10 protein-coding genes are annotated in these 17,349 nt (G+C 38.6%); all 10 read left to right on the top strand.

Annotation, left to right across the window (positions count from 1 at the left end; translation table 11 throughout):
• Position 1 precedes the first annotated feature (1 nt).
• The 10 genes from ACFIKD_RS05845 to ACFIKD_RS05800 all read left to right on the top strand — a co-directional run bounded on the left by ACFIKD_RS05845 (position 2) and on the right by ACFIKD_RS05800 (position 16,678).
• Entirely contained in the window at positions 2-217 is a 216-nt protein-coding gene (locus ACFIKD_RS05845; protein WP_375620165.1) for an antitoxin VbhA family protein, read from the top strand.
• A 10-nt stretch (positions 218-227) separates the two neighbouring features.
• The gene (locus ACFIKD_RS05840; protein ID WP_375636369.1) at positions 228-1,862 is read left to right on the top strand and encodes a BID domain-containing T4SS effector; all 1,635 of its coding nucleotides are present in this window, start codon (positions 228-230) and stop codon (positions 1,860-1,862) included.
• Positions 1,863-2,016: 154 nt separating this feature from the next.
• A complete protein-coding gene (gene traG / locus ACFIKD_RS05835; protein ID WP_375636367.1) occupies positions 2,017-3,933 on the top strand; it encodes a Ti-type conjugative transfer system protein TraG in 1,917 nt (638 codons plus the stop codon).
• Positions 3,934-4,957: 1,024 nt separating this feature from the next.
• Positions 4,958-5,161: a hypothetical protein gene (locus tag ACFIKD_RS05830; RefSeq protein WP_375636365.1), complete on the top strand. Its 204-nt coding sequence runs from the start codon at positions 4,958-4,960 to the stop codon at positions 5,159-5,161.
• Between the two features lie 10 nt (positions 5,162-5,171).
• Entirely contained in the window at positions 5,172-6,770 is a 1,599-nt protein-coding gene (locus tag ACFIKD_RS05825; protein WP_375636363.1) for a BID domain-containing T4SS effector, read from the top strand.
• Between the two features lie 313 nt (positions 6,771-7,083).
• Complete coding sequence (locus ACFIKD_RS05820; protein WP_375647472.1) at positions 7,084-8,253, top strand: BID domain-containing T4SS effector; 1,170 nt, start codon at positions 7,084-7,086, stop codon at positions 8,251-8,253.
• A gap of 321 nt (positions 8,254-8,574) precedes the next feature.
• The gene (locus ACFIKD_RS05815) at positions 8,575-9,522 is read left to right on the top strand and encodes a BID domain-containing T4SS effector (protein WP_375647470.1); all 948 of its coding nucleotides are present in this window, start codon (positions 8,575-8,577) and stop codon (positions 9,520-9,522) included.
• A 325-nt stretch (positions 9,523-9,847) separates the two neighbouring features.
• Positions 9,848-11,131 (top strand): BID domain-containing T4SS effector, encoded by a 1,284-nt coding sequence (locus tag ACFIKD_RS05810; protein ID WP_375647469.1) that lies wholly within the window; start codon positions 9,848-9,850, stop codon positions 11,129-11,131.
• Between the two features lie 202 nt (positions 11,132-11,333).
• Entirely contained in the window at positions 11,334-13,130 is a 1,797-nt protein-coding gene (locus ACFIKD_RS05805; protein WP_375647468.1) for a BID domain-containing T4SS effector, read from the top strand.
• A 317-nt stretch (positions 13,131-13,447) separates the two neighbouring features.
• Entirely contained in the window at positions 13,448-16,678 is a 3,231-nt protein-coding gene (locus ACFIKD_RS05800; protein ID WP_375647467.1) for a BID domain-containing T4SS effector, read from the top strand.
• The last annotated feature ends 671 nt before the right edge of the window (positions 16,679-17,349 follow it).

Below are 17,349 nucleotides of genomic sequence, written 5' to 3'. Positions count from 1 at the left end.
CATGAAAACCAAAGCAACAGAAAACAGCGAAAATCTTTTATCGATGACAGTGGAAGAATTAAAACAACGCCGTGAAGCGGTTGAAGCAGCCATCAGCACTCATGCAATAGAGGGAATAGCGCTACATTCCAAAACGCTAAAAATTTTAGAAGAATATGCAAGGGGGAATATTTCACTCGAGGAATTTAATACTCTCATGGACAACGTAACATTATAAGGAAGCTACGATGCCAAAAGCAAAAGAAAAAACAAAAAATATACAGACAGTTTCTCCCCATCATTATGTCTACCCGAACACCACAACACTCAAAAATAAATATGGAATAAAAAACTTGAAATCCTTTCTGGAGAAATGCTCGCATGATACAGCAAAAGCGATGGTTAATCTGCGTGAAGCCCCCCTACCAGAAAAATTTGATACCTCCTATCTATGCTCTATTCATTATCAGTTATTTAAAAATACCTTTGAATGGGCTGGTCATCTTCGCCATCTTCCCTTTACATTTGAAGATGGTACCACAGCCGCTATGCCCGAAATGAAAAGAACAGGATGGGAAAATCCTTTTGCACTCGGTGATGAAATCCCTGAAGGTTTACAAAAATTAGATCAAACACTTGCCGAAAAAGATAATTTGCAAGGCTTAACGCGTGAGAAATTTAACTCTGAAGCAATAAGTTTATTTAACTTCCTTAACCAACTCCATCCTTTTAGAGAAGGCAACGGACGTACACAACGGGTCTTTTTTGAAAAGCTCGCTCAAGCAGCAGGCCATCAGCTTGATTTTTCACTTGTTACAAAAGAACGCATGATGCTCGCCAGTGTTGCTGTAGCAGAAAATGGTGATCTAGAACCAATGCAACATCTATTTGAGGATATCTCTAATCCCAATAAAATACTTCTTTTAAAGGAATTCATGAACAACATGAAAGAACTTGGGCGCAATGTTAATGATCGTCCCGTTATGGTTGCAAAAGAAGGTGAAACCTACACAGGGATGTATAGAGGTGCTGGTTATGATAGCTTTGCATTCAATGTGAAAGGGGCTTATATCATCGGCAATAAAGAGCATCTCACACCAGAACAACTCAAAACATTAAAACCCGGTGACAAATTTACCTTTACAGTTCCAAAAACAAAAGAGCTTGAAAGCATTCTCATTCCAGAAGAAAGATTAGCTCCTTTGACAGAAAATAAAAAAGCCGAAATGGTTGCAGAAGATTCTTGCGTCCACGCAAGCTTAAAACAGGTCCAGAAATTGGCAAAAATTGTTTATGGTAAAGAAAAAACATTAGATAAACAGATGCTAGAGATCATCAAAAATCCAAGCTTAGGCCAACAGCTCGCCAACCAGATTGAAAGAGCACCGCACTCTGTTTCTCATCTTGCAGGTTTCAGTTTATGCGGACTACAAAATCAAGCACGTGCAAACGCTAAAAATCATCTTGAGATGCTCTGTACTACCGTTGCAAATTTCGCCCATGCTGTAAAACATGCGGAGAAGGAAATTACTCAAGAACATGCAACAGAACAAAGTCGTCGTGCAAAAATAGTAAAAATGCCAAGCAAAAGCTTACAAGAGCTCTTCACCTTGCCAAAAGAATTACAGCAAGAAGCTTTAGCAAAAAATCCTTTACTTCAAAAAGAGCTTACCGACTTTGTAAAAAACATCAATAGCCGTCTCTCACTAACTGAACATAAAGCTGTCAAAAATAATGAGTATGAAACACTGGCTCAAAGCATTGGTGTATCAGAAAATAAAGCCAAACAAATTACACAAACCGTTAAGCAAGCCAAAGAACTACATCAGCAAACACAAGTATGCACAATGCATCGTTCCAAAGCATTTTCTATGGCTTGCTAAGAATGGATAAAAGCTTCCTACTTTATAAGAAGGGCTCATAAACGAGAACTGTTTGGCGTCATCTGCGCTTTTTCAAAAAAGAGAGAGTTTAATATCACACACCTGAAAAAAGAGCTTTTAGCAGCATAGTCTGATAGAATTGAAAGTAAATACAATGAAATATACCAAGACACAAATGGTGCTCATTTTAACACCAATCGCTTTAGGTGCTTTAACGATATTCCTTGTTCCTCATTTTTTGTTGTTTATAACAAATGGACTAAAGAGCAATCAAATTTATTGGACTCTTCGTTCAGAACCTTTACTAGTCCTAGCACTAACAGCTGCTGTGTCATTGTTTTATAGTCTCTCGCAAAAGCTGCACTTACGTAAAGGAATTACTTTCGTTTCCCTTATCTTTTTTGGAACCACAGCTCTTTACTATATTGGTGGAGAAATAAAACGTTTAGGTCCCTATGTTGGACAACAAGGAATAACGTGGAATTATGCGCTTCAATTCATGGACCCCATGGTTGTCTTTGGCATCATCATTGGTGGTTTTTTTTCCATTATTCAATTCATAACAACCTCTCCACCTAAAAATAAGGTCAAGCGTGCAAAAAAAGGTGTGTTTGGTGAATCCGCATGGATGAATTTAAGAGAGGCAGCGAAAATTTTTCCTGCCAATGGGCAAATTGTTGTGGGGGAAAGATACCGTGTTGATCAAGATAATGTGTGCAAAATTCCCTTTTCACCTGGCAATAAAACAACATGGGGAAAGGGGGGAACAGCCCCTTTGCTAACCTTTAATCTTGATTTTGGTTCAACTCATATGATCTTTTTTGCTGGTTCTGGTGGCTATAAAACCACAAGTACAGTAGTTCCCACGTGTCTAACCTATCCAGGGTCTATTATTTGTCTTGATCCTTCAACAGAAGTTGCCCCAATGGTCAAATTTGCGCGTCAAAAGATGGGGAATAGAAATGTCATTGTTCTCGATCCCAATTCATTTTTAACAAAAAATTTTAATGTCATTGATTGGCTTTTAGACGACAGCGTACCACGCACACAACGCGAAGCAAATATTGTAAGCTTTTCTAAATTGCTTCTTACAGATAAAAAATCAGACAATTCTTCAGCGGAATATTTCTCGACACAAGCTCATAACCTTTTAACAGCCCTTCTTGCTCATGTTATATTTTCTGATGAATATAAAGACAACGAGCGCAATTTAAAAACATTGCGTGGAATTCTCTCTCAATCAGAAACAGCTGTTGTCAATCAACTACGTATGATTCAAGAAACAACACCTTCTCCTTTTATTCGCGAAATGGTTGGTATTTTTACAGAAATGGCAGAGCAAACCTTTTCAGGAGTCTATACAACCGCATCAAAAGACACTCAATGGCTTTCTTTGTCCAATTACGCAGATCTTGTCTGCGGAGATGATTTTTTTTCCTCAGATATTACAAATGGCAATACAGATGTTTTTCTCAATCTCCCCGCAAGCATTTTAAACAGTTATCCAGCTATTGGACGCGTGATTATTGGCGCTTTTCTCAATGCCATGGTTACAGCAGACGGTAACTATAAAAAGCGTGTTTTATTTGTCTTAGATGAAGTTGATCTTCTAGGCTATATGAATATTTTAGAAGAAGCGCGCGATCGTGGACGTAAATACGGTACATCTTTAATGCTTTTTTATCAATCCTCTGGTCAGTTGGTCAATCACTTTGGAGAAGCTGGAGCACGTTCATGGTTTGAAAGCTGCTCCTTTGTCAGCTATGCTGCCATTAAAGACCTCCAAACTGCCAAAGACATTTCAGAACGCTGTGGCCAAATGACTGTTGAAGTAACCGGAACAAGCAAATCAAGAGGCTTATCTTTAGGAAAGAGTTCATACAACGTCAATTACCAACAAAGAGCTCTGATTTTACCCCATGAGGTTATTCAAGAAATGCGTCAAGATGAACAAATTATTCTTATGCAAGGACAACCTCCTTTGCGATGTGGTCGCGCCATCTATTTCAGAAGAAAAGAAATGTTAGCCGCAGCTGCCAAAAACCGCTTTGCCCCACAAAAGAAAAACTAGCCTCCTATTATGAGATCTTGACTATGAAAAGAACAACAACAAAAACAATATACATTTCTGTTTTTTAAAAGCCCGTTAACAAAAAGTTTTTGCCCACTTCCTCACACACATAGGGAAAACATGATAAAAAAAAACCGTGTTTTTTCCTTTTTGTATTTTGTGTATTGTTTTACCAGCGCCCATCGTCTTTATAAAAAACACCAATCCCCTCAAATCACCTATAACTAAACCAACATCTCCACTGAGGAAAGTCTGTAAATACATTCCTACAAAGCTTTTTGTGTATAATTTATCCCCTACAAAAAACCCAAAATTTAATCTTTGAGATAAGAACTCTCAAGACACCTACACTCAAGAACATCGATTTTTTCCAAAAAAATATTTTAGATATGCATCAAAATGAATAAATCGTTCTTATACAAACTTTTACCCCTTTACGATATCATAAAGTGTTCTATTTTAAAGATAAAGCGCTGAAAAAAGGCTTTTCTCCCCAACTAAAGAAAGGGTTTCCTCTCTTATGGATCTTAAAGCAGCGCAATACGATAAGAGTAACAATACAAAATAAAAAACAATTTGTTTCAAAAATACACAAACAAGATGTTCATATGGCAAGATGTTCATATGGAGCAATAAGAAAAACATAATGGAGAAAAATTTTTGATGACTGCTTTTGCCCATAGATTCACTAATCTGAGTACTGTGTATGAAAAGTACCAACTCCATCCGCAAACCAAGAGCGATTGCACCCGCCATATCCACGATCTTCATCAAAGCGCTCTTGCAAATAACTTTGTTAAAAGTAAAAAACCAACAATTTTAAACAACATTTTTCTTTTTGACCTCTTCCTTACACCTCAAAGAATGAAGGTTTTATCCAGAGTCAATTTGTAGATAATCCATTTTCTGACCACTCATGGGATTCATATCAGCGCCCTCAATAGCAGTATTTTACAGCACAAGATAATAAACAAAGGAAACATCAGAAAAGCTTTCCAAAAATAAATGAAAAAAGAAAATATACATGAAAACAATCACAACAGAACATTTGGCATTTCTCACACCAAAAACCTTTCAAAAGTATCACAAAACGATCGATACAACCATCCATACACTTGAGGGAAAAGCGCTCCCTCTCATAACACCAAAATCTCAAAAGAATACGCGAAGGGGAATTTTTCACATGCAGCGTTTAAGACGCTTATCAACCACCACCCCACCTACCTAGGAGAGATTATATGTTAGAGCAAAATTATTTATATAAAGGTACCCTAACACTCAAAAATAAATATGGCATAAAAGACCCCAAAAAACTGTATGAACGCTGTGCCCATGATACCGCCAGAGAAGCCATCAATTTTCGCCATGAACCACTTCCACAAAAATTTGATTCCACTTATTTAAAATTAATCCACTGGAGCCTCTTTCACAAAACTTTTGAATGGGCTGGAAAAACCCGCGATATATCCTTTACATTTGAAGACGGAACCTCTGCCCATATGCCGGCGATGCGTCCCAAAGGTTATGAAGTTCCTTTTGCTATTGGTCCACAGATAAAAAAAGAGTTAAAACAACTCGAAAAAACACTGAATGAGAAGAACAATTTAAAAGGTTTATCGCGCCAAGAATTTGCTGAAAATGCCGCTGAAGTTTTTATGGTGCTCGAGCACGCACATCCTTTCCGAAAAGGGAATGGGCGCGTAAATCGAATGTTTATGGAAAAACTTGGACAAGCAGCAGGACATACCATTGACTTTTCTTTCATCACAAAAAGACGCATGACAGCAGCTTGTATTGAAGCCATGCAATATGGCAATCCCCAACCGATGAAAGATCTTTTTGAAGATATCACGCATCCGCAAAAATCCCTTGTTTTAAAAGAATTCATCTCCCAAATGAGAAATGCTGGACTGGATGAAATTAACAATCGTATTGTTGTTGCCGCAAAAGAAGGGATCCCCTATGAAGGCATCTTTAGAGGTTTTTCAGCAGAAGGTTTTGTCATGGAAGTAGACGGTGCTTTCGTCGTCGGCCACAAAGATGATCTCCCCCCAGAACTCGTCAAAACATTACTCAACGGTGCCCGCCTCTGCTTTCAAAAAAACAACGTTCAAAGCTTACAAGAAACACTGATCCCAAAAGAGACATTAGCACCTCTCACACATGAAGAGTTATTCACAAGGATTTCACATGACCCTTATGTTGAAGCATGCCGAAAAGAAATCGAAAATTTATCAAAGACTGTTTATGGTAAAGCCCACGCATTAAAGACAAAAACGGATATCTTAACGGCAGATCCAAACTTCGGAAATCAGTTTGCCAATGAAATTTTACAAAACCCTCAATCAATTTCTAAACTTGCAGGAAGAAAAATACTTGACATGAAAAGTCCAAATCGCAGACAGGCGGAACAAACTGCTCCACAACTCAGCCAAGCCCTTAAAAATTATGCCACAATAACAGAACAAACAAAAGAAGAAATTTTAGAGCAACATCAAAGAGAACAAAAACGCCTGAGCCACACTGTCGAAACACCTGGAAAAAATTTACAAAACCTGTTTGCCTTACCAGGAGAACAACAAAGAGAAGCTTTATTGCATTCTCGTTCACTGCGACAAGAACTCCATCACTTTTCGCGCCAACTACACAATCGTCTATCTTCAGAAGATCGTAAAGCCATACAAGAAAAAGATTATACCAGACTAGCTTGCCTACTTGGGACATCGGAAAGCAGAGCAAAAGAAATTGCGAATACTGTAAGGAACACCAAAGAAGCACAATGTCAAGCTCACACCTTAAAAGTTAATCGCTCTTCATCACTTGCTCTTACCGGCTAGAAACGCGTGAACTTTTGCCTTCCAACTAACTCTTGGCGCAAATCATTTTATCTCCATTGCGCCCACCAGTTGTTTTAGAATGTTACAAAAAACAGTCCTAAAAATGAATCCTGTAATTTACTATAACTTATTGATAAAATTTCATAAAAAAGCTGTATAAAAGACATAAATATCCACTATATACAAATATGAATAGCGCAAAATCTTTGGAGGTCATTCAATTCGATATCTGCCTTGTGTCTTACAGTTATCAAAAAGTGGGGAATGCGCCAAAGCCAAAGAGGTTTTCTAAAAATATTGAAAGGAAACAGCCATGAAAAAAAGTCACCCAACCGCTTCTACCAATATAGATGAACTAAGACAACAATTTGAACAACAAAATCTAGGAGCTTCTAATGTAGAAGACCTCTACGCAAAGGTTAATAAACCACCCAAAGAACAGCGCAACTCACAACAATATACACTTCAACAACCACCAAAAACGATCTATGCTCCCCAAAAGCCACTAGAACAACAAAACCTAGGAGCTTCTAAGGTAGAAGACCTCTACGCAAAGGTTAACAAACCACCCAAAGAACAGCGCAACCCACAACAATATACACTTCAACAACCACCAACAACGATCTATGCTCCCCAAAAGCCACTAGGAAATCCCTATGACAGACTTGGTGGAGAACCAAGTGATGGGCGACGCGCCGACAGACTCGTAGATCCCTATGCAGTAACCGATCTGGAGGCAAAAGGTTGGCAAACGTCCCCCTACGACACAGTTGGTGGAGATGCACAGGGTAGGCATTCTTCCCATGAACCAGAACATCTCTATGCAGAGCTTGAATTTGGTGAACGTGGTGGTCTCTCTCCCCAAAAATCACTCGAATCTGTCTATGCAACGGTTGGCATGGGGGCTGAAGGCAGGCAAGAATCTGAACAACGAGAAAATCCCATATATCAAGGCGTTGGCTCAGGCAAGATCTCCCCTCCCAGAACCCCAAAAGATGTTGTTACAACAAAGCTTTTACAAAATACAAGCTTTCAATATGGTGTAAGAGAAATCCAAGAGCGATGCAGAGTTGTTTATGGTAACGAGCATGCTTTGAATGGACCACTTGCGAAGATCCTTGATGATCCTCAAAATGCAGAACAAATCTTATGGGATCTTGCAGAAAATCCTCAAAGCGCTGGTAAGCTTGCAGGTCACAAAATACTTGGTGTAAAATCTCCAAGCCGCAGAGAAGCTGAAGAGGAGTTTACTCACCTTTGCTCAGCTCTTGAGAGACATATGCATAACACACAAAAGCTCCATAAACAATTTACACATGAACATGAAAGAGGTCAAAAACAAGAAAGTCCAGAAAGAGACCCAGAACACAGGCATCACCACCATCATCGTCGTCATCACACAAGAGGACAAGAACAAAATAGTCCAGAGCACAGCCCACAACGGCAAAGACATGGCGAAAAAGGAATGGCTTTTGCCATGTAAGTGAGCCCCCGTAAAGTACATAAATTTTTATTTTTCATTGAATTTCTTGGCGCAAATCGTTTCATTACGATTGCGCCAAGAGTTGTTTTAAAATATTATAAAAATAGTTCTAAAAGTGGATCCGTAATTTATCATAATTTATTGATAAAATTTCATAAAAAAACTGTATAAAAGACACAAAGGTCCGTCACACTGATCCTGAATAGCGCGAAATCTTTGGTGGTCATTCAGTTGGATATCTTCCTTTGTACAAAAGTTATCAAAACTAAAAGTGGGGAATGCACCAAAGAGGTTTTCTAAAAATATTGAAAGGAAACATGCATGAAAAAACATCATCCACACCCTTCTGCAAATCCAGAAGCCCTCTATGCAACAGTTAATAAACCAAACAGAGGAAACCAGCACACACCAACCCCAGAAGAGGAAGTTCTGTACGCGTCAGTTAGCAGTATTGCTCCTTCAAGGGGTAGACACCATCATCAAAGAAGAGAAGATCCTGAAACAGACTATACAGAGGTTGCTCCCCCAAAACACGAAGCTGAAGTTACATACGCGTCAGTTAGCAGTATTTCTCCTTCAAGGGGTAGACACCATCATCAAAGAAGAGAAGATCCTGAAACAGACTATACAGAGGTTGCTTCCCCAAAACACGAAGCTGAAGTTACATACGCATCAGTTAGCAGTATTTCTCCTTCAAAAGGTAGACACCATCATCAAAGAAGAGAAGATCCTGAAACAGACTATACAAAGGTTGCTCCGCAACAAAGAGGAAGACCTTCATCTTCCCTCACAGCTGAGCAAATAACTGTCATACTTTTAAAAAACCCACATGTCCAAGCTTATGGAGAAGAGGTTATGCACTGGGGGAAGGTCGTTTATGGCAATGACACGCTTTTCCAACAACACTTGCAAGGAATACTTACAGATCCCAGTAAAGGAAAAGACCTTTCAAATCAACTTGCTGAAAATCCTGAATCTATACATAAACTTGCTGGCCGCTCCGCACTTGGCTTAAAAAGTCAAACACGCAAAGCAGCTGAAGACGGTTTTAAACCACTCGTTGATGCTATTGATGGTTATACAAAGGCTGTAAAAGAAGCAAAGGAGAGGCTTTTGCAAACCCCTCAAGCGGAGCAAAGATGCCATCAAGAAAATTCTCAGCAAGCTGAAAGAGCTCATCATCGTCATCATCACACAAGAGGACAAAACCAGGAGAGTCCAGAGCACAGTCCTCAACGACAAAGACACGGTATGGCTTATGCCATGTAAGGGGTTATAAGCATAAAGACGATAGTTTTGTTTTTCATGTAATCTCTTGGCGTAAATCGTTTTATTGCGGTTGCGCCAAGAATTGTTTTATCTTGTGACAGAAAATAGTCCTAAAAATGGATTCAGTAATTGACTATAACTTATTGATAAAATTTCACAAAAAAACTGTATAAAAGACACAAAGTCCCATTACGATGGTGACAAATAGCGCCGATCTTTGGAGACCACTCAATTTTGATATCTTCTTATAAAAACCATAAAAATATAAAGGGCGAGAGTGTACACCAAAGAGGTTTTCTAAAACAATTCTTGAAAGGAAACATGCATGAAAAAAGATCACCCTCACCCTTTTTCATCCCCTTCAATACAAGAACTTATAGCGCTCTATGAAAAAGCGGCGGCAGAGGTTACAAGCCCAGAAAGCCTCTATAAAGAAGCTCCTTCCCAAAGCAAAAGACTGTCATCCATACCGGAAAAAGATGAGGAAAGACAATCTCTTTTAAAAGAAGAAACTGTACATGAATCAACAAATCCAACAACGCTTCTAACAAGAGGTAGCTCTACCAAAAGGCAGCAAAAACCTGAAACGACACATTCAACAGTTACTTCACAAGTTTCTCTAAAAAGGGCAACAAGAATTCTCTCAGAGGAAGAAATCATTCAATTGCTTCCACACCATTCATTGGTTCAAACATATCGAGAGGAAATCCAACGTTTATCCGCAAGTGCATATGGAGATTCAAATATTTTGCAAGAAAAAATGGAGGAAATTCAAGAAAATCCCGCTGCAGGAAAGGAGCTCTCATGGCGCATGGCAGCCCATCCTGAAAGTATCGCTAAACTTTCAGGCACCAGTACGTTGGGCTTCAAAAATCGAACGCGCAAACAAGCGGAAGAAGATTTTTCCGCCCTTTGCGTCACCGTTGATTGTTATACAAAAGCTGTAAAACAGGCAAGAGAGAGTCTATCGCAATCTCCAGAGCAAGAACTCAAAAACTATGAACGTTTAATGGGAAAGGCAGCAGTCACTGAACTTCTGCAAAAACCAGATCAACGTGAAAAAGAAACTCTTTCAGAGGCAGAAATTTCTACCAAAATTCAACAACATTCAAAAGTCAAAAGGCACCATGCCCAGATCAAATATTGGTGCGAAGTTGTTTTTGGTAACGCAAACATTTTGCAATCACAAGTGGAAAAACTTTTCCAAAACCCTGAAACAATAGAAGCGCTCGCACAGCAACTTGTCGGAAATCCTCAATCTTTTCACAAGTACGCTGGTATCAGTCTTTGTGGCTTTAAAAATCAAGCACGCAGACACGCTGAAGCTGGTCTTTCTCACTTAATTGACGCCGCTGACAATTATGCAACGGCTGTAGAACAAGTAAGAGAGAGCATTTTGCAAACCGAGCAGGCAAAACAAAAACGCCATGAACCATCTTCTAAACGGACGCAAGATTTGCATCAACAACAACGCTTATCACAATCTGTTGAACGCACTGAGCATTCAACAGTAACTCATGAAGAAGCAACAACCTCTACTCAACAAAGAGAAACAGATTTTAGTCCTCGCAAAACTGCGATACCAAAAGCGATGGCTTTTGCGAGCTAATAAGTTTTCACATTGAATCTAACGTCTTGGCGCAACACATGGCAAAGGTCATTTGCGCCAAGAGAGCCAAATCTTGTGAACAATTCAGTTTCATATCCTCTCTCATAAAAGCAAGTGAAAAAGCATACAACAGAATAAAAACCAACGTACATTTTTAAATAGTATTTAAAAACAATATTGGAAGAGTTTGAAAGGAACATGTATGAAAAAAAGAAATCCTTCCCCTTTTATCACCGAAATGATGGAAAAATTTCAACAACAGACTGAACAATCCCCCACCAGAACCCCCCCTCCCCAAGTTTCTCAAAGTTTGCCAAAACCAACTGTACAAAAACGCCCAGAAAATTTATCACACCACCCAAAGATTGCTCCACCGCCCCCCCCACGCATGAAAAACCCAGTGCAAACCAGCACAATACCTCCTAGCACCAAAAACCAAGAGACGCCTCCCCCACAAAAAAAAGTGGCTCCGCCAAAACCTCCGCGTGCAAAAGAGAGACAACAACATAAACCAACAGCTCAAGAGTTCCCCTCCCTACAGACAAAAGTGGCTCCGCCCCCTCCTCCGCGCATGAGAGAAAAAACACAAACCGGCACAACAATCCCCAGTTCAAAAATCCCCAGCTCAAAAATCCAAGAAAACTCCTCTCCGCACACAAAAGCAGCGCCACAAAGACCTCCACGCGAAAAAGATAGGCAACAAAACAAACCAACAGTTCAAGAAGAAGAAAGTCGCTATGCAACGCCTTCTCATCAGACGCCCCCACGCATGAGAGACAGAGTGCAAAACGGTGCAAAAATTCAGAATCCTGAAGCACACTACCCAAGTGTTAGACTCAAAACACCATCACATATGAAAGTCAGGCAACAAAGTAGTTCATCATCACAAGATAGTGGAACATATGCAGTACCTCCTTCACGAAAACCGCACCATATGGAAAACAGAAAACAAAGCGATGCTGCCATCCCAAAACCTGCCTCTCCACACACAGCAATTGAACAGCCAAAACCGTCTCACGGACAAAAAAAATCTATTAATACAATGGAACGAGAGCTATTACTCGTAGCATATCAAGAAGAAATACGATTTTTGTGCGAAAAGGTTTATGGCAACAAGCTTATTTTAGAAGAAAGAATAGAAGCAATCAAAGAAAACCCCGATATGGGAGAAAAGCTCTTATGGGATGTTACAGAACAGCCTAAGTCTATTTCTAAGCTTGCTGGTAAAAAAGTTCTGGGCATAAAAAATCATGCGCGCAGAAAAGCTGAAGAAAATCTTCCTACCCTACGTACTGCCATTAACGATTATGTGTATACTTTAAAATATACAAAAAGTGAAAAGATTTCACGAGGTTCTCACACGGAACAACAACACCAGCGACAAGCACAAGAGAAAGAGCCAATAAATCAACATTTACAAAATCCGCTCAATTCAGAAAAGAAAATAAAGCCTCTCTCAAATCAGGAAATTGCCCGCAGAGTTCAACAAGATCCATCGGTTCGATATGGTCAAAGAGAGATCGAATATTGGTGCGAAATTGTTTATAATGATCCATTTATTTTGCAATATAGAATAGAAGATATGCAAAAAATTCCAGAGATAGGAGAAGAGCTTGTATTTCAAATTGAAAACCCTTCTAGATCTTTTGCTCCGCTTGCTGGTAGGCAAGTCCTTGGCATAAAAAATGGAGCACGCAAAGCTGCTGAAGAAAATCTTCCTACCCTGTGTACCGCCATTAAGGATTATGCTGAAACTGTAAAACAGTTAAGAGAAACCATTGTGCAAAACCATCAGGCAGAACAACAAAAACGTCATCAACCGCTTAACGATCCCGATAAAAAATTGCAAAAGCAGCAAAACTTATCGCGGTCCCCGAAGTTACCTGAACGCTCAACTGCAAAGCAGCATCAAGAGGTTGCAGAAACTTCTAGACAAGAAGACCAGCCGCATGTTCGACCGCGCAGAGCCGAAACATCAAAAGCAATAGCTTTGTCGTGATAAATCTCCTAATTGTTGGCTTTTCATACAAAACTTTGGTGCAATTACCTTGCCAAGATTGCATCAAAGATGGTGTATAAAATACAGAAAACTTTGAATAAGACACCCCATTATTTTACAGAATTCATTGATAAAATTTCACGATAATACTTCATAAAAATTACAAACTTTAACTTTGTTCCATGCGAATAAGGTCAATTTTTTCAAGCATTCAAATGGGCATTCTTCTTTGAAGAAAACGCAATGAAAATAATTAAAGGCAAAAAATGTAAAAAAAGCTTTCAAAAAATAATGTTAACATTTGAAAGGAAATATACATGAAAGAAAACACTAAACATTATGCCTCTTCCACACAAGAAGAATTGCAAGAACAACACCCTGCAATTAGTGCAGCCATTTCTAAGCAAATCAATAAAGCATCGCAAAATTTCTTTTATCCCAATAGCAAAGTGCTTAAAAATAAATACCGCATCAAAGAGCAAGAAATATTAAAGGAACAATGTTGTGATGATGTAAAAAAAGAAATGATAAAACTGCGTCAAGAACCTCTACCTGAGCAGCTTAATTCCTCCTATCTAAAATATCTTCATCAACACCTCTTTTCCCGTGCATTTGAATGGGCCGGACAAACACGCGAAGAACCTTTTACATTTGAAGATGGTAGTGTTGCTTCTATGCCCATTTTGAAAAGAAAAGAATTTACAAAACCTTTTGCGATTGGCAGAAAAATACAGGAGGGACTAGAAAAGTTAGATAAAACACTTGCTGAAAAGAATAATTTACAAGGCTTAACTCGCGAAGAATTCGTTGAACAAGCAGCTGGAATAATGATAGATTTGCACCACATGCATCCTTTCAGAGAGGGCAATAGGCGCACAAAGAGACTGTTTGTTGAAAAACTCGCTCAAGCAGCAGGACATAAGTTAGACTTTTCTCTTGTGAGCAAAAAACGTAAAGACTTTGTCCGCGCCGCTGCCATGGAACATAGCGATCCAGAACCTATGAAGCATCTGCTTGAGGATATCTCAAATCCAGAAAAATTGCTCATTTTACAAGAATTTACCAACTCTATGAGAGAGCTTGGATTGGATGAAAAAAATTATTATCTCGCTGTCGTCGCAAAAGAAGGAGAAACCTATCATGGTACCTACAGAGGCAGTGGACCCAATGGCTTCATGCTTGATGCCAACGGGATTTTCATCTTGGGAAATAAAAAAGATCTCACCCCAGAGCAAATACAGACATTAAAAATCGGTGACGCCCTCTCCTTTACAGCGCCCAAAACTCAAAACCCAGAAAAAACTCAGCGAAAAACATTGCTTCCAGAAAAAAAAAGAGCCGTTCTCACAAGCGATGAAATAACTGAAAAGAGCAAAGATAACGCATCCATTCAAACAAAGAAAAAAGAAAACGCCCTTTTTTCACCATGGATTACCCCTCATGCTTTACATGACAGCATTGAAGTTATGCCTCAAAGTTTGCAAGAACAAGAACAAATGGCCAAACCAATTGCGCAATCTGCTTCCTCCATGAGGAAAACACAAAAAGATTTCCAAAAAAACATTTTACAGACCAGCAATACAGCGACAAATGATCCAATATCTGTCCAAATGACAAAGGAAAAACGCTCTGATCATCAAGAAAGAACAAAACAACCCCCAAAAAAAGCAATGGCATACTGGGACACTGGTACAAAAAAGACGGACAGCGTCCCTCTCACCTTACAGGAGAAATTATCCTCATCGCCTGAAACCGAAGAAAATAAGACAATGTACCGTAATTTCTTTTGCCCTAATAGTATCACCTTAAAAAATAAATATGGAATAAAAGACTATAAAAAATTAAAAGTGCAATGTGCCCATGATACAACAAAAGCAATCATTCATCTACGCCAAGAAGCGCCACCGCAAAAACTAACTTCCACATATCTCCAATATATTCATCACACCCTATTTAAAAATACTTTTGAATGGGCCGGACAAACACGCGAAAAACCATTTACATTTGAAGATGGTACCGTTGCTTATATGCCAATGATGAAAAAAGCTGGTATTTCTTTTGCCTCAGCAAAACAGATACAAGAGGGACTAGAAAATTTAGATAAAATACTTTCTGAAACGAATAGTTTAAAAGGCTTAACCCGCGAAACATTTATTGAATATGTCACTGAAATGTTGATACAGCTCAACTATACGCATCCCTTCAGAGAAGGTAATGGACGCACACAACGAATGTTTTTTGAAAAACTTGGGCAAGTTGCTGGCCACACACTCGACTTTTCTCTTGTAACAGAAAAACGCATGAATCTTGCCAGCATTGCATCGCTAAAACATAACGATAAGGAAGAGATGAAACATCTTCTTGAGGATATCTCAAATCCAGAAAAAATACTTATTTTAAAAGAATTCATGGACAATATGAAACATATTGGATTTGAAAATATTCATCATCATCTTATTATAACAGCGAAAGAAGGTCATACCTATAAAGGCTTCTACAGAGGCAGTGGACCCAATGGCTTTATGCTTGATGCCAACGGGATTTTCATCTTGGGAAATAAAAAAGATCTCACCCCAGAGCAAATACAGACATTAAAAATCGGTGACGCCCTCTCCTTTACAGCACCAAAAGTTCAAAACCAGCAAGAAGTGCTTATCCCCGCAGAAACAATAGCTCCCCTTACCAACAATGAAATTGCCACAAGGATAAAAAACAACGCATCCATTCAAGTAAGAAGAAAAGAAATCGAAACTTTGTGCCAAATCATTTATGGCAATCGTCATATTTTGCAGAAAAGAATAGAAATGATCCATGAAAATCATACTGAAGGAGAACAGCTCACCTATCAAATTGCCACCTCTCCCCAATCTATTTCTAAGCTTTCTGGTAGCAATGTATTTGGCATAAAAAACAACGCGCGCGCCCATGCTGAAGCAAATATTTTGCCCCTCTGTAGAGCCATTGATCGTTATATCAATATTTTTAAACAAACAGAAAGAGACATTCTCCATACCCATCATGTAAAACAAAGGCGGTGTGAACAGTCGGTAAAAATTCCTGAGGCTTGGATGAAAAATCTCTTTTCCTTGTCAAAAGCACAACAGCAAGAAACTTTATCAAACTCTCCTGAATTAAGGGGGGAGATAAGGACTTATATCAAAAAAATCAATGAGCGCTTATCCTCAAGCGAGCATGAAGCTATAAAGGAAAATAATCCTGAAAAACTTGCGAAGTGTCTTGGCACATCAACCGTTAAAGCAAAAGAAATTATGGAAATAGTCAAGCAGATAAAAGAGATAGAACAGCATATACACCCCATGTATTTTTATAACCATAAATTCGATGAGTGCTTAGCACCAAACCAGTATCAATCTATCCAGCATCAATCTATAAAGACAAACAATGAAAAAAAATGTTCCAACACTCTTGATAAAGAAGCAATTAAAGTGCAAAAAATGACAGAAAACGTCAATCAGAGTTCTAAAAGACAAGAAAATATTCAACCTCACAAAACAGAGCACGCAAAAGCCATGACAATGAATATCTAAAGGATTCATAAACTTTAACTTTTTGCCCTCTCTGGTAAAAATGATAGCCTTTACCCGCCTGCTTTCATTGGCAAATCAATCGCACCTCAACGGGAATGGAAACCATGAGAGAACAAATTTATCTTATTTCCTCAGATTTTATCCTCATTAACTATGAAAAGAAACCTGAACAAGTAAAATGAAAGGATCAATCATTTTTGAAAATGATAATTAATCACTTTCATTACCTATAGTGCTAAAAACAGACAAAATGCTGTTGAAAGATCACGTCTTCCTATCCTTTTGTTTATGTAATCTCTAAAATGGGAAGGCAGCCTAATTTTGAGAGAATATAAAGCCGTAAAGGTAAAAACCAATCACGAGCTTTGCCATCACCTTTTAGCTTAGCCTTACAACTTTTAAAAACATCTAAAGCACTGTCTTTTAAATAATGGATAGATAATGGAGATTGTACATTGCTTCACGCTTTTATTTTATTTGCGTTCTTTAATAGGGTCATGCCCCTTACATAAAAACAGAACGGTATTGGGGTGCACTATTCACGACATCACACCATAAAGAGAAATTAACATTATATATCCCTATATGTCCCTTCAAACTGTCATGATGTCGCTCCCATATTTCAGTTTGAAAAAGAAATTTTAATTATTTTATGGCAACAATAAAAATTG

The organism is Bartonella sp. CR84HXZ, assembly GCF_042194535.1.
Taxonomy (GTDB): domain Bacteria; phylum Pseudomonadota; class Alphaproteobacteria; order Rhizobiales; family Rhizobiaceae; genus Bartonella; species Bartonella grahamii.
Note: the sequence above shows the minus strand (reverse complement) of the source record. Positions and strands in the feature narration are given on the sequence as shown.

Excerpts from the sequence above, each read along its gene's own strand:
- ACFIKD_RS05845 (WP_375620165.1), top strand. The coding sequence starts at position 2 with ATGAAAACCAAAGCAACAGAAAACAGCGAAAATCTTTTATCGATGACA.
- ACFIKD_RS05805 (WP_375647468.1), top strand. The coding sequence starts at position 11,334 with ATGAAAAAAAGAAATCCTTCCCCTTTTATCACCGAAATGATGGAAAAA.
- ACFIKD_RS05825 (WP_375636363.1), top strand. The coding sequence starts at position 5,172 with ATGTTAGAGCAAAATTATTTATATAAAGGTACCCTAACACTCAAAAAT.
- traG (WP_375636367.1), top strand. The coding sequence starts at position 2,017 with ATGAAATATACCAAGACACAAATGGTGCTCATTTTAACACCAATCGCT.
- ACFIKD_RS05810 (WP_375647469.1), top strand. The coding sequence starts at position 9,848 with ATGAAAAAAGATCACCCTCACCCTTTTTCATCCCCTTCAATACAAGAA.
- ACFIKD_RS05800 (WP_375647467.1), top strand. The coding sequence starts at position 13,448 with ATGAAAGAAAACACTAAACATTATGCCTCTTCCACACAAGAAGAATTG.
- ACFIKD_RS05820 (WP_375647472.1), top strand. The coding sequence starts at position 7,084 with ATGAAAAAAAGTCACCCAACCGCTTCTACCAATATAGATGAACTAAGA.
- ACFIKD_RS05840 (WP_375636369.1), top strand. The coding sequence starts at position 228 with ATGCCAAAAGCAAAAGAAAAAACAAAAAATATACAGACAGTTTCTCCC.
- ACFIKD_RS05815 (WP_375647470.1), top strand. The coding sequence starts at position 8,575 with ATGAAAAAACATCATCCACACCCTTCTGCAAATCCAGAAGCCCTCTAT.
- ACFIKD_RS05830 (WP_375636365.1), top strand. The coding sequence starts at position 4,958 with ATGAAAACAATCACAACAGAACATTTGGCATTTCTCACACCAAAAACC.